This is a genomic window from Capnocytophaga genosp. AHN8471 (assembly GCF_016806945.1).
Taxonomy (GTDB): domain Bacteria; phylum Bacteroidota; class Bacteroidia; order Flavobacteriales; family Flavobacteriaceae; genus Capnocytophaga; species Capnocytophaga periodontitidis.
Window position 1 is genome coordinate 281,302 of sequence record NZ_JAESPJ010000006.1, and the last position, 15,251, is coordinate 296,552.

The following is a 15,251-nucleotide window of genomic DNA, read 5'->3' on the forward strand; positions in this document are numbered from 1 at the left end:
TATTATTTATGTTTGTTTGTCGTGCTACGACCTACCGCTTTCAGTTTCTTAAAAAACGCTTCCTCTCTCTCGGCTATAGCGTACAACTGCTGTGAGAGGGCATTATAGACATCGGCTTGGGTGCTGCGGTTCTTGTATACGCGGGCTATGGCTACTGCAAAATCGCGCCACGCATCGCCGATATCGGTAATTTCTTTAGAGAGTTCTATTAAGGCATCGTTTTTCAGGAGTTTGCCGGCTTCTTGCAAGAAAGCGCCATAGATAAATCTAAAACCTGCACCCCCAGTGCCTATCTCTTCCTGCATACGTATCAGCTGGGCGAGGTAGTGATTGGTAGTTTTCGCACCTTTCTTGCGGTACCATTTCAGTATATCCTTGCTAACCGTCTTAATGCCCGCCACACCCACTATAGGCACGGGAGCGAGCATCGTACTGCACGTTTGCTTGATACCCTTCCATATTGCCTTTTCTAACTGAAGTTCTTTAGGCAGATGAGTGGGATAATACAAATGTCCTTTAGGAGCTAACACTCCACTGGGGAAGCGCACTTTGGTGAGTTCTTCGGGGGTAAGCGTGGTAACGTGTGGAATCACGGGATCGCTGATGAGGTACTTGCCGTCTTCTTTGCCATAAACCACTAAGTTGTGAGCATTGAAGTGAAAACGGTATTCATCGGGGAAATAAGGCAAGTTGAACACTCCTACTTGCAAACCCGTAGGGATACCCTTTGCCAGATTGTCGTCGAGGGCTTGTTGTGCTTTTTCGGGGGAAGAAAACTTTTGGCGTTTCACCTTAAAACCTAATCTTTTAGCTACTTTACTAAAAATATGCCCCGGCATCGTGCGGTAGCTAATAGCGGGAGCTTCATTGACTTTTATCCAAGGAAAATAGAAGAACAAGAGTCCGGAGCCAATACCAAAAACCATAGGCTCACTTAGCTGAACGCCATTGAAATATAACAAATTAGAGGCTACACCATTCTCACAGTGTGCCGATTGTCGATGTTTAAAATCTATTGTTGCCATATAAAATCGGGCAAAGATAGGAGATAATTAGCAAATTAGCAAATTAGTAAATTAGCAAATGGAAAAACGCCCATTCTACCATCAAGTGCTTTTTTTTAAAAAATCTATCCTTTTTTATCAAAAACACCTATTACAATCCCTATAAAAATCTATAATAATTAACATTTCCTTTAGTCTCTCTTCCTGAAAAACCGCATTTTACAACCTATAAACTTAAAATTATAAAAAAAATTCTCAGAAAAATTTGGTAGTATTCAAAAAAATATATTAATTTTACGCCGAATTTAATTGACTTACCTAAAAGCCAACAACTTGACTTTTCCGTAGCCAGAATACCAAACATTATGAACGACCCACTTTTACTACCCTACCTCCCTGTTATTCAGGGAAGACATCAGCACTTTATCGATGTCCTTCATAGAGTGCAAGGGGACGCTTCGCGCCTCGCCGATGCTTGTAATTCGCACCTCTATTACGGTCTGCACCGTACTCATACAGAATGGGTGCTACGTGAGTGGGCTCCAAATGCAACAGCTATCTTTCTTCTTTGCGATAGCAACGACTGGCAAAAAAACAATCACTTTTCATTTACTAAAATCAACGATCAAGACTGGGAATTGCGTCTCCCTGCCAATATCCTCCGCCACAAAATGCTCTACAAACTACTTGTGGAATGGGAAGGAGGCAGTGGTGAGCGACTTCCTTCACATACTACCCGCGCTGTGCAGGACGATTATACCAAAGTGTTTTCTGCCCAAGTGTGGTGCCCCGAGCACCCCTACCAATGGCAACACCCGCGCCCCAAAGCTGCTCCACATCCGCTTATCTACGAAGCACATATCGGGATGAGTACTGAGCACCAGCGCGTGAGTACCTTTATAGAGTTCCGCCTCTATGTACTCCCCCGTATCGCTGCTTTGGGCTATAACACCCTCCAGCTGATGGCAATACAAGAACACCCTTACTACGGTTCTTTTGGCTATCAGGTGGCTAACTTCTTTGCGGTGAGTTCCCGCTTTGGCACCCCCGAAGAACTCAAAGAACTCATCGATACTGCCCACGGCTTAGGCATACGTGTACTGCTTGATATTGTACACTCGCATTCGGTGAGCAATGAGGCAGAAGGGCTCAGCCTCTTCGATGGTACCGACTATCTTTACTTCCACCGCGGTGAGCGCGGTAAACACCCCGCTTGGGATTCTCGCTGTTTCGACTATGGTAAGCCCCAAGTACTCAACTTCTTACTCTCTAACTGCAAATACTGGCTTGAAGAGTTCCGCTTCGACGGTTTCCGCTTCGACGGCGTTACCAGTATGATTTATTACGATCACGGTTTAGGCAAAGCCTTTACCAATTATAGTTTCTATTATGATGGCAATGAGGACGACGACGCTTTGGTGTATCTTGCTCTCGCTAACCAACTTATACACGAGCTCTACCCCGAAGCGCTCACCATTGCCGAAGAAATGAGCGGATTGCCAGGCCTTGCCTCGCCTATTGCTGAAAAAGGCGTAGGCTTCGACTACAAACTGAGTATGGGTATTCCCGATTATTGGATTAAGCTCCTCAAAGAAGTCCCCGATGAGCAGTGGCACGTAGGCAATATCTATTACGAACTGACTAACAAACGCGCCGAAGAACGCACCATCAGTTATGCCGAAAGCCACGATCAAGCCCTCGTAGGTGATAAAACGATATTTTTCTGGCTCACTGATAAGGAAGTGTATACGGGTATGAGCGTGTTCGACCACAGTCTCATCATCGACCGTGCAATGGCTTTGCACAAGATGATACGTTTAGTAACTCTTGGCACCGCAGGTGGGGGATACCTCAACTTTATGGGCAACGAATGGGGACACCCTGAGTGGATTGACTTTCCTCGCCAAGGTAATGGTTGGAGTTATGCCCACGCACGCAGGCTATGGAGTTTGGTAGACAATACCGACTTGAAGTTTAAATACCTCAACGCTTTTGATAGCGCGATGATACACTTTGCCGCCGATAGTAAGTTCCTAGACCGAGAACCTCATATATTGGTGCGCGACATCGAGCGACAGCTACTCATATTCGAGCGCAGTGGTTATTTATTTGTTTTCAGCTTCAACCCCACCACCTCTTACACCGATTATCAGTTTGATGTGCCAGCAGGCAAGTACACCACCATACTCAACACCGATAACCCCGCCTTTGGAGGTGATAACCGCATTGATGAGAGCGTAGAGCATTTTACGCAGTACACCGGCAAAGAGAATTTGCTGTCGTTGTATATACCAGCGAGAATTGGTTTTGTGTTGAAATTAGTAGATTAGCAAATTTGTAAATTAGCAAAGGTGTACAACCTATTATTAAAAATTATTCATTGTCAATTGTCAATTACATATTGCTCTTATTAGCTGTTTTGTGCTTCAGTTGTGAGCAAAAAACGACAGAGAAAGCTACTTTTACTATAAAAGGAAAACTTAGCCCTGATATGATCAGTATGTATCGGTATAGCGTAGACCTCTATACCAACGAAGAGCTTTATGGAAAAAAATATACTTTCTTTAAAGATAGTGTTTTCTACAGAAGAGAAGATACTTTAGTATGCAATGAGCTCCGCCAATATTATTACCCTAATGGCAAATTGTATAGAGAAGAGCTTTACAATCGTGAATCGTGGGGATTACAACCTTTAGTAGAATATTGGTACAATACCGAGGGAAAACTATCAGAATATATCTATTATTTCAGCAAAAAAGATAGCATCATTTACGACTGTGACACAGTAAGATGTCATAGTTTGCATATATCGTACGACAACAATGGCAAAATAGAAGAACGCACTTGTATGGGTGACGAATGCAATAAAGATGTATGCACAGGAATAGGCGTTGGCACTCGCTTTTTCTATAAAGACGGCAAACTTGTAGAAACAAAATACTATCACAATGATATTTTTGGTAGAGACTATATCATCCACCGCACTTATAACAACAGAGGGGGGTATTGCGATATCATTACCAACAATTATGATTTGTTCGAAACTGACAAGAAGATACTTTCACCCCGAGAGGCAAAAAGACGTTTGCGAGAGAGCAGTTATCATTGTAAGGTAAAGAACATTTTATCATTAAAAAACAAAACCTTGCAAGCCGAGCTCTTTAGAAAGATTAATTCAACAACCGCAGAACAATACGCTGAAAGAAACCGAGATGAAACGGTGAATATCACCCCAGCGATACTCAACAAGTATTTAAGTGATATTGAGAAAGACCTCAGCACACAAGTCGCTGATACAACAACTTTTGAAAGAACATACCATTACAAGTTAGTACCTCCAGAGTTTGCCAAGCAAGCCAGCAATGCAAAAAACAAAATCTATTTGAGTTTTTACCCCAAAAGCTGTGATTTCACGCTGCATCTGCTGTACTCCTACTACTTAAAAGAACACGATGTAGTAGTAGAATCATCGGTAATCTATTACTTTACAATCATCGATGGAAAGATTGCAAATTTTGGGAGAGACGAAAGTTAAATTATCAATGAACAATTAATAATGAACAATTAACAAGGTTTGTAGTGTAAACGCACCGCTGGCGCGAGCTTGTGAATGGTCTATTTGTGATTTTTCTCAAAATGAAGTTCGAAAAGAAGTAATGAAAAAATTTCTACCAACTCTTGAACAAAAAGGCATTATCAAAATGATAACAGATGAAAGATTTGAAATCATTGATTTACCATCTAATCAATTAACAAGTGAGTAACAGTTTTTTTAGACAAGAGCTCTAATATCCTATATATTTTTTCACAGCTCTAAGTAATCAAAAAACAAGAAAATGGAAATCATAAGTTCAAAAAACCAACAACTCATCAAAGATTTATGTGATTGGAAAATCAATAGAGAAAAGTTTATAGAAAAAACTGCTTTTAAAGCTAATTATGAGCAGTTAAAATATTTGCTTTTGAGTGTTAAGGATTATCTAAACGAGAATGATTACAATCAGTATTTTGCTACCATTCTTTGGGATTTACCTAATAGTATGAGTAAAGAAGAAGATGAAGCTTTATTTCAAGAGTTTTTATTATGTGATTTTCACTCTGAACACGAGAATATGGCAAGTGCTTTTCAGTCGACTTTTAACAATAATATAGAAAACATTCCTATCTTACTAAAAGCAATAGACAACGTTCCTAAATATTTAGAACCAGAATATTTTAAGTATCCTTATGTCCGAAAAATCATTTATGCTATAGGTGCCCAGCCACAACCTGAGAGTTTTTTAGCTTTAGAGCAATTAGTTTCTCAAACTAACGATGTAGAAATAAAAAAATTAGCCTTGCACCAACTTGAGAAACGAAAAGAATTAGGGCGATGGGAGTATAAAAGAAAAAATAAATAATAAGAGCTACAAGCTCTTTGTGTGTTAGGCACGAGCTACAAGCTCGCGCTATCGGTGAAATCTGTGCGAGACACTCCAGCGAAGCTGGCAAAGTATATACTACAACCTAAATTGTTAATTATTAATCGTAAATTGTTAATTGAAATATGTGTTATCTATCATTCAAAAAAGACCAGTTAATTAACCTTGAGTATTCTCTCGATAGAGAGTTTCTCGGTACTAACCGCGGTGGAGGTTACTGCTCCTCTACCCTCGTATTTTGCAACACCCGTAAATACCACGGGTTACTCGTCGTACCTATCGAAAAGTTCAGAGGTAAAAACTATGTGATGCTCTCATCACTCGACGAAACAATCCTACAACACGGACGCGACTTCAACTTTGGCGTTCATAAGTACGAAGGCACTTATGAACCGCGCGGACATAAGTATATCGTGGATATTTCTTACGAAAAAGCCTTTGCCATCACTTATCAAGTAGGTGGTGTCGTGCTCAAAAAAGAAATCTTGATGGTACACAATGCTCCACAAGTACTCATCCGCTATACTTTGGAAGACGCTCATTCAGCTACACTCTTGCGCCTGAACCCCCTATTGGCATTCCGCGATATCCATTCGCTTAGTAAGCAAAACCCCGTAGCCAATACCCAAGTGGAAGTGGTTGATGGTGGCGTACGTGCCAAATTATATCCTGAATTTCCTTACTTGTATATGCAGCTCAGCAAACCCGCTAATTTTGGTGGCGCTGCCTACTGGAACAACAACATCTATTACACCAAAGAAAAAGAACGCGGCTACGACTTCCAAGAAGATTTGTTGAGTGTCGGAGCTTTTGAGGTAAGTCTCAAAAAAGGCGAAAGCATTGTCTTCTCTGCCAGCTTAGAGGAAGCCAATCCTAAAAACCTCGCAAAGGACTTTACCAAATTCCTCAAAGAACGCGCCGACCGCAATTCGTTTGAAGAATGCTTGCAATACACCGCCTCTCAGTTTATCATTCACAAGGCAGGCGAAACACGCATCAAGGCGGGTTATCACTGGTACGACAGCACCACCCGCGATACCTTTATCGCACTCCCTGGTATCGCTCTTTCTGGCAGTACCGCCAAAATATTTGAAGAAGTACTACAATCAGCCCTCAAATATTGCTATAACGGACGTTTTGCCCGCGACATCAGCACCCACGTGGTGAACCCTGTGTTTGATGCCGACACCTCGTTGTGGTTCTTCTGGACACTCCAACAATACGAAAAAGAAACCACAAGAACAAAAAAACAAATCTGGAAAGAGTACGGCGAAACCCTCAAAGCTATCCTCAACACCTTCAAAAGTCGTGAGCACAAAACAATGCGTATGGACGACAACGGACTTATATGGAGTGACGACCTCAGCCGTCCGCTTACTTGGTTCAACGCCGAAAACAACTACGGAGCTATCGTACCCCGCAATGGGTATGTAGTGGAGGTGAATGCCTTGTGGTACAATGCCGTATGTTATGCTTTGGCTTTAGCCGAAGATGTAAAGGACAAAACTTTCTTATCCGAATGGGGCACTATGCCCGAAACTATTGCCGAGAGCTTCAATCAAATATTTTGGATTGAAAGCGAAAAATACTTAGCCGATTACGCTAACCGCACTCACCAAAACACCGAAGTACGCCCTAATCAGCTACTCGCTTGTGCCCTCGATTATTCACCACTTACCGAAAAACGCCAACGCAAAGTGTTAGCGATTATCACTCAAGAGTTGCTCACTCCCAAAGGCTTGCGCAGTTTGTCACCCGAGAGTCCACGTTACGAAGGTGAGAGTGTAGGAAATGTATTTGTGAGAGATAAAGCCACTTTCAACGGTTCAGTACATCCTTGGTTTGTAGGGTTCTATGTAGAAGCGAACCTCAAACTCTTTGGCGATAGCTACATCCCTGATGGCAAAGCTTTCTTAGAAAATTTTGAAGAAGAAATCAACACTCACGGTGTCGGACTCATTTCTGCCATTTACGACGGTAATCCACCATTCCACCCTCGTGGTTGTATTTCCAACGCCAAAAACGTTGCCGAAATATTGCGTGCACAATGGCTACTTACAGATAAGAAGTAAGAGGTATGGCAAAAAATAAAACTATTAGTGTACAAGGATTTGATATTGTATGGTATGAAGCTAATTACAACGACTATATTTCTCTTACTGATATAGCTCGCTATAAAGATGCTGAACATACAGACGATATCATAAAGAATTGGCTTAGAAATCGCAACACGATTGAACTATTGGGTTTTTGGGAAAGCATTTACAATCCTAATTTTAAACCCGTCGAATTCGACGGGTTTAGAAAACAAGCTGGACTAAATAGCTTTGTAATGACACCTAAAAAATGGATAGAGAGTACCAATGCTATTGGTATTGTATCCAAATCAGGAAGATACGGAGGAACATTTGCCCATAAAGATATTGCTTTAGAATTTGCTTCGTGGATTTCAATTGAATTTAAACTCTATATTATCAAAGAGTTTCAACGTTTAAAAGAAGACGAAACAAGTCAGTTAAAATTAGAATGGAATTTACAACGAACCTTATCTAAAATCAATTATCATATTCACACTGACGCTATTAGAGATAATTTGATTCCAAAAGAAATTACTAAACAGCAAGCTAATTTTGTTTATGCTGACGAAGCCGATTTACTGAATGTAGCCCTTTTTGGACTTACCGCTAAAGAATGGAGAGAAAGTAATCCTGACAAAAAAGGAAATGTACGAGATTATGCTTCTTTAGAACAATTAGTAGTTTTAAGTAATATGGAAAGTATTAATGCCTTACTTATAGAACAAGGAATTGTTCCTTCGGAAAGACTTAAAGAACTCAATAAAGTTGCTATTACTCAAATGAAATCTTTAGTAAAGAACAAAGCAATTAAACAGTTGAATTAAAACAACACCCTTCTTGTCCCCTCCATAGAGGAGAGTTGGGAAAAGATAAATTAAAAGCGTATGAAGAATGCAAGAGTATTAATGTTTGGATGGGAATTCCCCCCTCATATCAGCGGGGGATTAGGAACTGCCTGCTTGGGTATCGCCCAAGGATTGGCTAAAAACGGCGTGAAAGTGCTGTTTGTAATGCCAAAAGCCTCTGGTGATGAGGACGGCAATGTGGCAAAAATTATCAACGCCAGCGATGTAGAGATGTTGCAAAACACCGAAAAAATCGAAGATTTCTGGAAACACATCAACTTTATGGAGATAGGCTCAAACCTCGTGCCTTACCTCGACCCCGAAACCTTCGCCCGCGAACGCGATGCCTACCTCAAAGAGGGCGAACACCGCAAGCGCATTTCGTATCACAACAAATTTCAGTTTTCGGGTAAATACGGCGCCAACCTAATGGAAGAAGTGTACCGTTATGCCTTAGTAGCAGGCACTGTTGCCCAACGCTATGAGTTCGACGTAATTCACGCCCACGACTGGCTTACTTATAGTGCGGGTATCATCGCCAAGAAGATTTCGGGAAAACCCCTTATCGTACACGTACACGCTACCGAGTACGACCGCGGGGGCGAGTACAACCGTAATACTTTGGTTTACGACATCGAAAAACGCGGTATGGAAGCTGCCGATAGGGTGGTAACCGTGAGTAACTGGACACGCAATATCGTCATTGAAAAATACGGTATCCCTGCCGAAAAAGTGATTACCGTACACAATGCTGTTGATTTCAAAACCGAAACCGATGCCAAAGAAGAACGCGGCGTGAAAGATAAAATTGTTACTTTCTTAGGGCGTATCACCCTGCAAAAAGGCCCTGAGTACTTTGTAGAGGCAGCTGCCAAAGTGATGAAACGTATGCCTAACGTGCGCTTTGTAATGGCTGGTAGTGGTGAAAAGATGAACCCCTTAGTGCGCCGTATAGCACAATTAGGATTGGGCACCCGCTTCCACTTTACAGGGTTCCTCAGAGGTAACGATGTACAGCGTATGTTCCAATACAGCGATGTATATGTAATGCCCTCAGTATCCGAGCCTTTTGGAATTTCTCCTTTGGAAGCAATGCGCTCAGGCGTGCCTACAATTATCTCCAAACAATCGGGGGTAGCTGAGGTTTTACACCACGCTATCAAAGTAGATTATTGGGATATCAACGCCCTTGCGGATGCTATCTATGGCATTTTAGCTTACCCTACACTTGCTCATTATATGCAACGCGAGGGCTACGACGAGGTAAACCGACTCAAATGGGAAAATGCCTCTTTAAAACTTAAAAACATTTACGAATCTTTAATATAAAACCAACGATGAAAAAGTCTATTTGTATCTATTTCCAAATCCATCACCCCGAACGTCTTAGAAAATATCAATTCTTTGACATAGGTAAGAAACACAACTATTTCGATAATTACGCCAATCGTTCAGAGCTTGAAGATTTAGCCGAACATTGCTATTTGCCTGCCAATGCCCTCTTGTTAGAACTCATCAAAAAACACGAAGGCAAGTTCAAAGTTGCGTTTTCTATCACAGGAAGTGCTATCGACCAGCTCGAAATGCACACACCTGAGGTGATACGCTCTTTCCAAGAACTCGCCCAAACCGGTAGTGTAGAGTTTCTGGCAGAGACTTATTCGCATTCGTTGGCTTCACTTTCTGAAGATACCGATGAGTTTGAGCAACAGGTAAAACGCCACAGCACTACTATCAAACAGCTTTTTGGCAAAAAACCTGTAACATTCCGCAATACTTCTCTTATCTATTCCGATAAAATAGGTGAACGGGTAGCAAAACTTGGTTTTAAAACAATACTCACCGATGGCGCTAAGCACGTATTAGGTTGGAAGAGCCCCAATTTCGTTTATAAAAATGCTCTCGACGAAAATCTCAACCTCTTGCTCAAAAACAGCAAGCTAAGTGATGATATCGCCAATCGTTTTTCTGATAGAAACTGGAGTGAATACCCCCTCACTTCCGAAAAATACGTCTCTTGGGTAGAAAGCAGTTTGCAAGATACTGAAGTGCTCAACCTCTTTATGAACTACGAAGTTATAGGGTATTACAACAATGCTCAAAGCGGCATTTTCGACTTCTTGCGTTACTTCATAGAAAATATGTTAGCAAACCCTAACTATCAGTTTTTGTTACCTAAAGAAGTAGCCAAAAAGCACCCCGCTAAAGATGTATTGCCTGTGCCCTACCCTATTTCGTGGACAGACGAAGAGCGCGACACCACCTCTTGGCTCGGTAACGAATTGCAAAAAGAAGCTTTTAACGAGCTCTTTAAAGTACAACCTTTGGTAAGAAAGAAAAAGAATGCCGACCTCATTGAAGATTACAGTCGATTGCAAGGTAGCGAGCATTTCTATTTTATGCGTACCAAACTCTTTTCAGGCGCCGATTATCACAAGTACCTCCTACCTTACGATTCGCCCTACGAAGCTTTCATCAATTATATGAATGTGCTCAGCGATTTTATTGAAAGAGTAAAAAATTAGGTATTAGGACAGCTGAAAGATTTAATAATAATTTAAAAACAGACAAAATGAAAAATGCAGAAAAGAAGAGGAAAAGCAATTTCTTTGAAGGGATTGTTTCAGAAGAATTGAATGAACTGTCTGGAACTACAAGAGTTGCCGAGACAAACCCCGACGAAATGTCTACTGGACATTTAGGCAGTGAAGATTTTCTTTACTCGACCCCATTTAATGAGAAAGCGAATTCTATCACTAAAAACGTCGATAGCGACTTGGTGGAGAATCTTATCTTCACCCCATAGTAAAAAGCCCCTCGCGCAAGCAGGGGCTTTTTTATGATAAAAAACTTCGTCAAAGTTTGTAGCTCAAAAGGCTTTTAGAACTCTGACGAAGTTAAAATTGTAATTAAGTTTGAGAGCGATACTTTTAGTAATGTTGTTATAGTAAGCTATAGGTTATCACTCTATTGACCTATATACCTACGTTTATAGTGTGTTTCATAGGCAAACCATTTATCATTTTTGCGCTACAAAGGTAATACTTTCTTATTTACTTGTCAAGAGAATTAACATTTTTAACCTTCTGTATGGATAATATTAAGAAGACTTCGAGGTGTCCTTCTGTTAGTAGTTGTCTTGTGAGAAAAATAGCAAATTAGCAAAATTGGTAGAAAACTTAGCGGAAGTTTGTGAAATTCATTTAATTTTCTTTCTTTTGCGGTGAAAAGCTATTAAAACTCTAATTGGTATCGCAGTGAAGCCTATCACAATTTTCTTTCTCAAAATGTGTGGTAATATATTCTATCGGGTGAAATGAGGTAGGCAACAAAGCTATAAATGAATGATAGCCAGCGGAGGTGCTTATTAAAAATTAGAAAAACAAAACATCATTAAATATGAATATAGATAAAACCATTGAAAATTTAGGTGGAATAGTTCCTCTTTACCCTAAAAAACAAACTTACCCCAATGAGGAGTATTGGGCAAAAGTAGAAAAATTAGTTGGAGAGCAAATACCTATTGTTTATAAGAATTTTGCTACTAAATACGGAGTATCAACACCTAATAACCTATTAAAAGTAGTGCCCTTTACAGAAGAAGCTGAATATCAACATCCAGAAAGTGTAGGTATTCCTAATTACACTTTTGAAGAAACAAGTTTGAGTGTTTTTTTTTGGAAAAGGAACTGACTACGACCTTGTTAAAACATTGAAAGAATTTAAAAAGAGAATGCCTGCCAAATTCTTGCCAATAGCAGATGATGGAATGGGGAATCTAATTGTTTTGTGTTTAGATTCAACAAACTTTGGGAAAGTATATTTTTGGGATGCTAATGTAGAATGGGATGAAGAAGATTATTTAGAAGAAACAGGCAAGATGATGCCCGAAGAAGCTAAATTTCAAAATTTATGGCTTATAGGCTTGAGTTTTGAGGATTTTTGGGAACGACTTTCCATTGATGAATGGGAGTAGTATTGGATATGTTCTAAAAATGGCTATCTCACGATAATAGAAAAAGTTATGGATGAAAAAGTTAAAGTCTCTTTACAGATTGAAATCCCTCGTTTGAGTGAGGATGTGGATATAGATTCTGTGCGAGAGGGATTAAATGAGTATGTAAAAACTGTTATTTCGGGGATTAATGTTGCAGATTTAGAGGATTGGAAGCTTTTGATAAGGGTAACTTTACGCTCTACTAATGGAATAGGCGTCTTTAAACGGGCAATGCGCTACCCTTCGGATAAAGAATTTGAGTTTTCTATTTCTGTTGCCATACCTAATGAAAAGGAAGCTTTGTATGGGGTTTCTAAAAAAGTAGAAGAGGCTTTTTATGTACCACTGAATGATAAGAACTTTTATGTATTAGAGCCTAATTTTGAGAATTATAGCAATCTGTATGAATATATATTAGAGAGTAGTAAGCTTGCCATTCATTTGGCTTTTACAAAAGGTATTAGTTGTAATGGGAAAAAGATTATATTTCTAAAAGATGTCAGCAATAAAAGAATATTCAAAAGTGCGATTCGCATAAGCAATTAATATAATGAGTAAATTAAGAGAATAGAAACGGAGATATAGAAATCAGGTAATTAAGCTAACAAACAAGAACTTAAGCCTAAAATCCAAAAACATTTAGCCTTAGAATATACAATTAAAACATAGACTATGATTCATATCGAAAAAGGGAAGATTGACACATTTCAAGTGGGAGATTTTTCCGATATAACAAGGGTAGAAACTAACACTCTTACATTTTTCTTTGAAATAGAAAACAAACGTATTCAAACTATTTCTGTTCGTGATGTAAAAGAGATGGAAGTATATAGCAAAGTGGTTACAGTAGCTACTCTTGATACGATTGCACAAGAGAAGCCTATTATAGATGGAGACTTCTATATTTATCCAAACTTACAGCTGTCTTTATACATTGATTTTAAAAACAAAATCTTTGCACAAGTATTAGTTTTTGATAGTTCATTAGTAAATTTATACATTCCAAAAGAAAATAAACTGATAGAAGATAGCTTGCTGAGGTGTTCTAACATATTGAAATTAAATCCTTTTAAAGCGGTTAATCAATTTGTATTTAATACTACCTTAGAGGATTTTCAAAAGGAATACCACCTTACCTCAACACCTGTTGAAGGAATAGGAGGGAAGAAAATATTTGAAAGTGCCTCTTTTTTATTTGAATTTTACAACCAACTGCTTTGTAGTATATATGTAAAAACGCCTCATTTATTTGATAAAATACTCGTAAAAGATTATGATTTGAATAATGATAAAGACATAAAAAGACTTATAAGCACTGAAAAAGTATTATATCACGCTCATTGGATAGTTATACCTGCTTTAGGAATTAGTTTTGAAAGAGATAACTTAACAAAGTTGTGTTTTTACAATCAATATGTAGCTCCTTTTTGGGAAAACATACACCGACCGATTACAAGTTGGTAATGTGTCAAAAAAATCTTTAGTACATTCAAAATATTGTACTTTAAAGAGAAGCGTTTTTAAAATCATTGATAAGGCACAAGTGACACGCTCTTATTATAGTAGAGGCTGTCCGAAAAGTCTAAAAATTGCTTTTGCATCATAAACTTTGTCAAAGTCCCAAAACTTTGAAAAAGTCTATAATCCTGATAATCAATCACTTTTAGAGTATGTTATGTAGGAAAGCCAGCGATAGCTGGGTATGTGCTGCAAACGTCCCCTCAAGAAAAACTTTTAGAACAGCCCCCAGCAGAGAGTTGAATACAATTGAAATATAATTAATAAATAAAAAAATGGAAAATTTTAGTTCGTATTTTAAGGAAATTGATAAAAAAACCTCAGAAATACCCGAAAATAATTTACTTTTTTGGGGTAGTTGGTTTTGTGAAGGTTTATATCAAAAATGTAAAAATCATATTCAAGTTTTTTTGACAAATGAAGAGGTTTCATTGATAAATGAAATCATAAGTTATTTGTGGGATCTTGTCGATGAAAAAGAACAAATCGATAGGAGTAAAATTAATTTGTTGTATGAAAAGCTCAACGACATAGATGAAACAGATTTAGATGAAACAGATTGTCAACAAAAAGAAATATATGAGTTAATAGTTTCTTTAGATGAAGTTTTAAGCTATTGTCAGTCAGGCGAAAGAGGATTTGAATTTAGTATCTCCCAATCAATTATAAATGTAATTGATATAATGCTACAAGATGAAGATAAGGATATTTTATCAAAAGAAGGATTTCAAGATGCTTTGGTTCAAAATGAGATTAATGCCCAATTTGAAATGATATCTCTGCTCAAAGAGAAAAAATTAACAAGTGAATTTAAACATTATTTACGCAAGTAAGGAGGAAGTAATTGATAAGACACAAGCTAAAGTCGCTGAATACCTGTAAGTGAGTATGTGAATCACGCCAGCAGGGGTTACAAAATCTTGACTTGTAACATTGAGGCAACTTGTTGCAGTGCCTTGATTGCAACTGAGTTCTGCAGTATCAGTGATGATTTGTGGCATAATGATTAAGTTTTAAATTAACTTAGGAATAACCTTTCCCAACAAGGGTGAGATTTTACATATAGTGCCCATTACTCTTTGTTGTAGGCTCTGCCGTTATAGAGTTGGTAAGTGCTAGGAGGATAATAACCGCCTTGTTTATAAGGTACACCTAATTCTTTGGGAGATGTGGTTTCTTCTATGAAGAGGGAAGTTGAATTTTCTTGCTGTTCTTTGCTGTTTTTTAATGGAGGCAATTCAAATCCTCCAGCAGCATTATTATATCTTTCATACTCTTTCCGGACATATTTTCCACTTGTACAATCAAAAGTATATTCATAATAAACATCAATAATATCATGTAAAACTTTCTTAACAACAGTTACTGTCCATATATGTTTTATTTTA

15 protein-coding genes and 1 pseudogene are annotated in these 15,251 nt (G+C 38.7%); 13 read left to right on the plus strand and 3 right to left on the minus strand.

Annotated elements, in window-relative coordinates; genetic code table 11:
• Window positions 1-2: 2 nt before the first annotated feature.
• A complete protein-coding gene (locus JMN12_RS03065) occupies window positions 3-1,025 on the minus strand; it encodes a BtrH N-terminal domain-containing protein (protein WP_203137026.1) in 1,023 nt (340 codons plus the stop codon).
• A gap of 344 nt (window positions 1,026-1,369) precedes the next feature.
• Between JMN12_RS03065 and JMN12_RS03070 the strand changes: the two genes are divergently transcribed.
• The 13 genes from JMN12_RS03070 (at window position 1,370) to JMN12_RS03130 (ending at window position 14,696) form a co-directional block, all read left to right on the plus strand.
• Entirely contained in the window at window positions 1,370-3,334 is a 1,965-nt protein-coding gene (locus JMN12_RS03070; RefSeq protein WP_203137034.1) for an alpha amylase C-terminal domain-containing protein, read from the plus strand.
• Window positions 3,335-3,495: 161 nt separating this feature from the next.
• Window positions 3,496-4,539, plus strand: coding sequence for a hypothetical protein (locus JMN12_RS03075; protein ID WP_203137036.1), 1,044 nt, complete (start codon window positions 3,496-3,498; stop codon window positions 4,537-4,539).
• A gap of 301 nt (window positions 4,540-4,840) precedes the next feature.
• Complete coding sequence (locus tag JMN12_RS03080) at window positions 4,841-5,404, plus strand: hypothetical protein (RefSeq protein ID WP_198465772.1); 564 nt, start codon at window positions 4,841-4,843, stop codon at window positions 5,402-5,404.
• A gap of 146 nt (window positions 5,405-5,550) precedes the next feature.
• On the plus strand, window positions 5,551-7,497 hold the full coding sequence (locus tag JMN12_RS03085; protein WP_203137042.1) for a glycogen debranching enzyme N-terminal domain-containing protein: 1,947 nt from the start codon (window positions 5,551-5,553) through the stop codon (window positions 7,495-7,497).
• 5 nt (window positions 7,498-7,502) lie between these two features.
• Complete coding sequence (locus JMN12_RS03090) at window positions 7,503-8,327, plus strand: KilA-N domain-containing protein (RefSeq protein WP_198465919.1); 825 nt, start codon at window positions 7,503-7,505, stop codon at window positions 8,325-8,327.
• Window positions 8,328-8,387: 60 nt separating this feature from the next.
• Entirely contained in the window at window positions 8,388-9,677 is a 1,290-nt protein-coding gene (locus JMN12_RS03095) for a glycosyltransferase family 4 protein (protein ID WP_203137044.1), read from the plus strand.
• Window positions 9,678-9,685: 8 nt separating this feature from the next.
• Window positions 9,686-10,873, plus strand: coding sequence for a glycoside hydrolase family 57 protein (locus JMN12_RS03100; RefSeq protein ID WP_203137046.1), 1,188 nt, complete (start codon window positions 9,686-9,688; stop codon window positions 10,871-10,873).
• Window positions 10,874-10,920: 47 nt separating this feature from the next.
• Window positions 10,921-11,154, plus strand: a complete 234-nt coding sequence (locus tag JMN12_RS03105; RefSeq protein WP_088593077.1) for a hypothetical protein — start codon at window positions 10,921-10,923, stop codon at window positions 11,152-11,154.
• 593 nt (window positions 11,155-11,747) lie between these two features.
• Window positions 11,748-12,041, plus strand: a complete 294-nt coding sequence (locus tag JMN12_RS03110; RefSeq protein ID WP_203137049.1) for a hypothetical protein — start codon at window positions 11,748-11,750, stop codon at window positions 12,039-12,041.
• 19 nt (window positions 12,042-12,060) lie between these two features.
• Window positions 12,061-12,324 carry an SMI1/KNR4 family protein gene (locus tag JMN12_RS03115; protein WP_203137051.1) on the plus strand — a complete coding sequence of 88 codons (264 nt, stop codon included), beginning with the start codon at window positions 12,061-12,063 and terminating at the stop codon, window positions 12,322-12,324.
• A gap of 48 nt (window positions 12,325-12,372) precedes the next feature.
• Window positions 12,373-12,891 (plus strand): Imm9 family immunity protein, encoded by a 519-nt coding sequence (imm9, locus tag JMN12_RS03120; protein WP_203137060.1) that lies wholly within the window; start codon window positions 12,373-12,375, stop codon window positions 12,889-12,891.
• Window positions 12,892-13,017: 126 nt separating this feature from the next.
• The gene (locus JMN12_RS03125; RefSeq protein WP_203137062.1) at window positions 13,018-13,809 is read left to right on the plus strand and encodes a hypothetical protein; all 792 of its coding nucleotides are present in this window, start codon (window positions 13,018-13,020) and stop codon (window positions 13,807-13,809) included.
• 329 nt (window positions 13,810-14,138) lie between these two features.
• Window positions 14,139-14,696 carry a hypothetical protein gene (locus JMN12_RS03130; protein ID WP_203137065.1) on the plus strand — a complete coding sequence of 186 codons (558 nt, stop codon included), beginning with the start codon at window positions 14,139-14,141 and terminating at the stop codon, window positions 14,694-14,696.
• Here JMN12_RS03130 and JMN12_RS15560 read toward each other — a convergent pair.
• On the minus strand, window positions 14,685-14,864 hold the full coding sequence (locus JMN12_RS15560) for a hypothetical protein (RefSeq protein WP_238423795.1): 180 nt from the start codon (window positions 14,862-14,864) through the stop codon (window positions 14,685-14,687). The genes JMN12_RS03130 and JMN12_RS15560 overlap by 12 nt on opposite strands.
• A gap of 71 nt (window positions 14,865-14,935) precedes the next feature.
• Window positions 14,936-15,251: pseudogene (locus JMN12_RS03140) on the minus strand (hypothetical protein); the annotation flags it as partial.

Bases quoted from the DNA above. Each gene is read 5' to 3' on its own strand.
- JMN12_RS03065 (WP_203137026.1), bottom strand. From the start codon at position 1,025: ATGGCAACAATAGATTTTAAACATCGACAATCGGCACACTGTGAGAAT.
- JMN12_RS03130 (WP_203137065.1), top strand. From the start codon at position 14,139: ATGGAAAATTTTAGTTCGTATTTTAAGGAAATTGATAAAAAAACCTCA.
- JMN12_RS03080 (WP_198465772.1), top strand. From the start codon at position 4,841: ATGGAAATCATAAGTTCAAAAAACCAACAACTCATCAAAGATTTATGT.
- JMN12_RS03095 (WP_203137044.1), top strand. From the start codon at position 8,388: ATGAAGAATGCAAGAGTATTAATGTTTGGATGGGAATTCCCCCCTCAT.
- JMN12_RS03110 (WP_203137049.1), top strand. From the start codon at position 11,748: ATGAATATAGATAAAACCATTGAAAATTTAGGTGGAATAGTTCCTCTT.
- JMN12_RS03090 (WP_198465919.1), top strand. From the start codon at position 7,503: ATGGCAAAAAATAAAACTATTAGTGTACAAGGATTTGATATTGTATGG.
- JMN12_RS03105 (WP_088593077.1), top strand. From the start codon at position 10,921: ATGAAAAATGCAGAAAAGAAGAGGAAAAGCAATTTCTTTGAAGGGATT.
- JMN12_RS03085 (WP_203137042.1), top strand. From the start codon at position 5,551: ATGTGTTATCTATCATTCAAAAAAGACCAGTTAATTAACCTTGAGTAT.
- JMN12_RS03100 (WP_203137046.1), top strand. From the start codon at position 9,686: ATGAAAAAGTCTATTTGTATCTATTTCCAAATCCATCACCCCGAACGT.
- JMN12_RS15560 (WP_238423795.1), bottom strand. From the start codon at position 14,864: ATGCCACAAATCATCACTGATACTGCAGAACTCAGTTGCAATCAAGGC.
- JMN12_RS03070 (WP_203137034.1), top strand. From the start codon at position 1,370: ATGAACGACCCACTTTTACTACCCTACCTCCCTGTTATTCAGGGAAGA.
- JMN12_RS03075 (WP_203137036.1), top strand. From the start codon at position 3,496: ATGATCAGTATGTATCGGTATAGCGTAGACCTCTATACCAACGAAGAG.
- JMN12_RS03125 (WP_203137062.1), top strand. From the start codon at position 13,018: ATGATTCATATCGAAAAAGGGAAGATTGACACATTTCAAGTGGGAGAT.
- imm9 (WP_203137060.1), top strand. From the start codon at position 12,373: ATGGATGAAAAAGTTAAAGTCTCTTTACAGATTGAAATCCCTCGTTTG.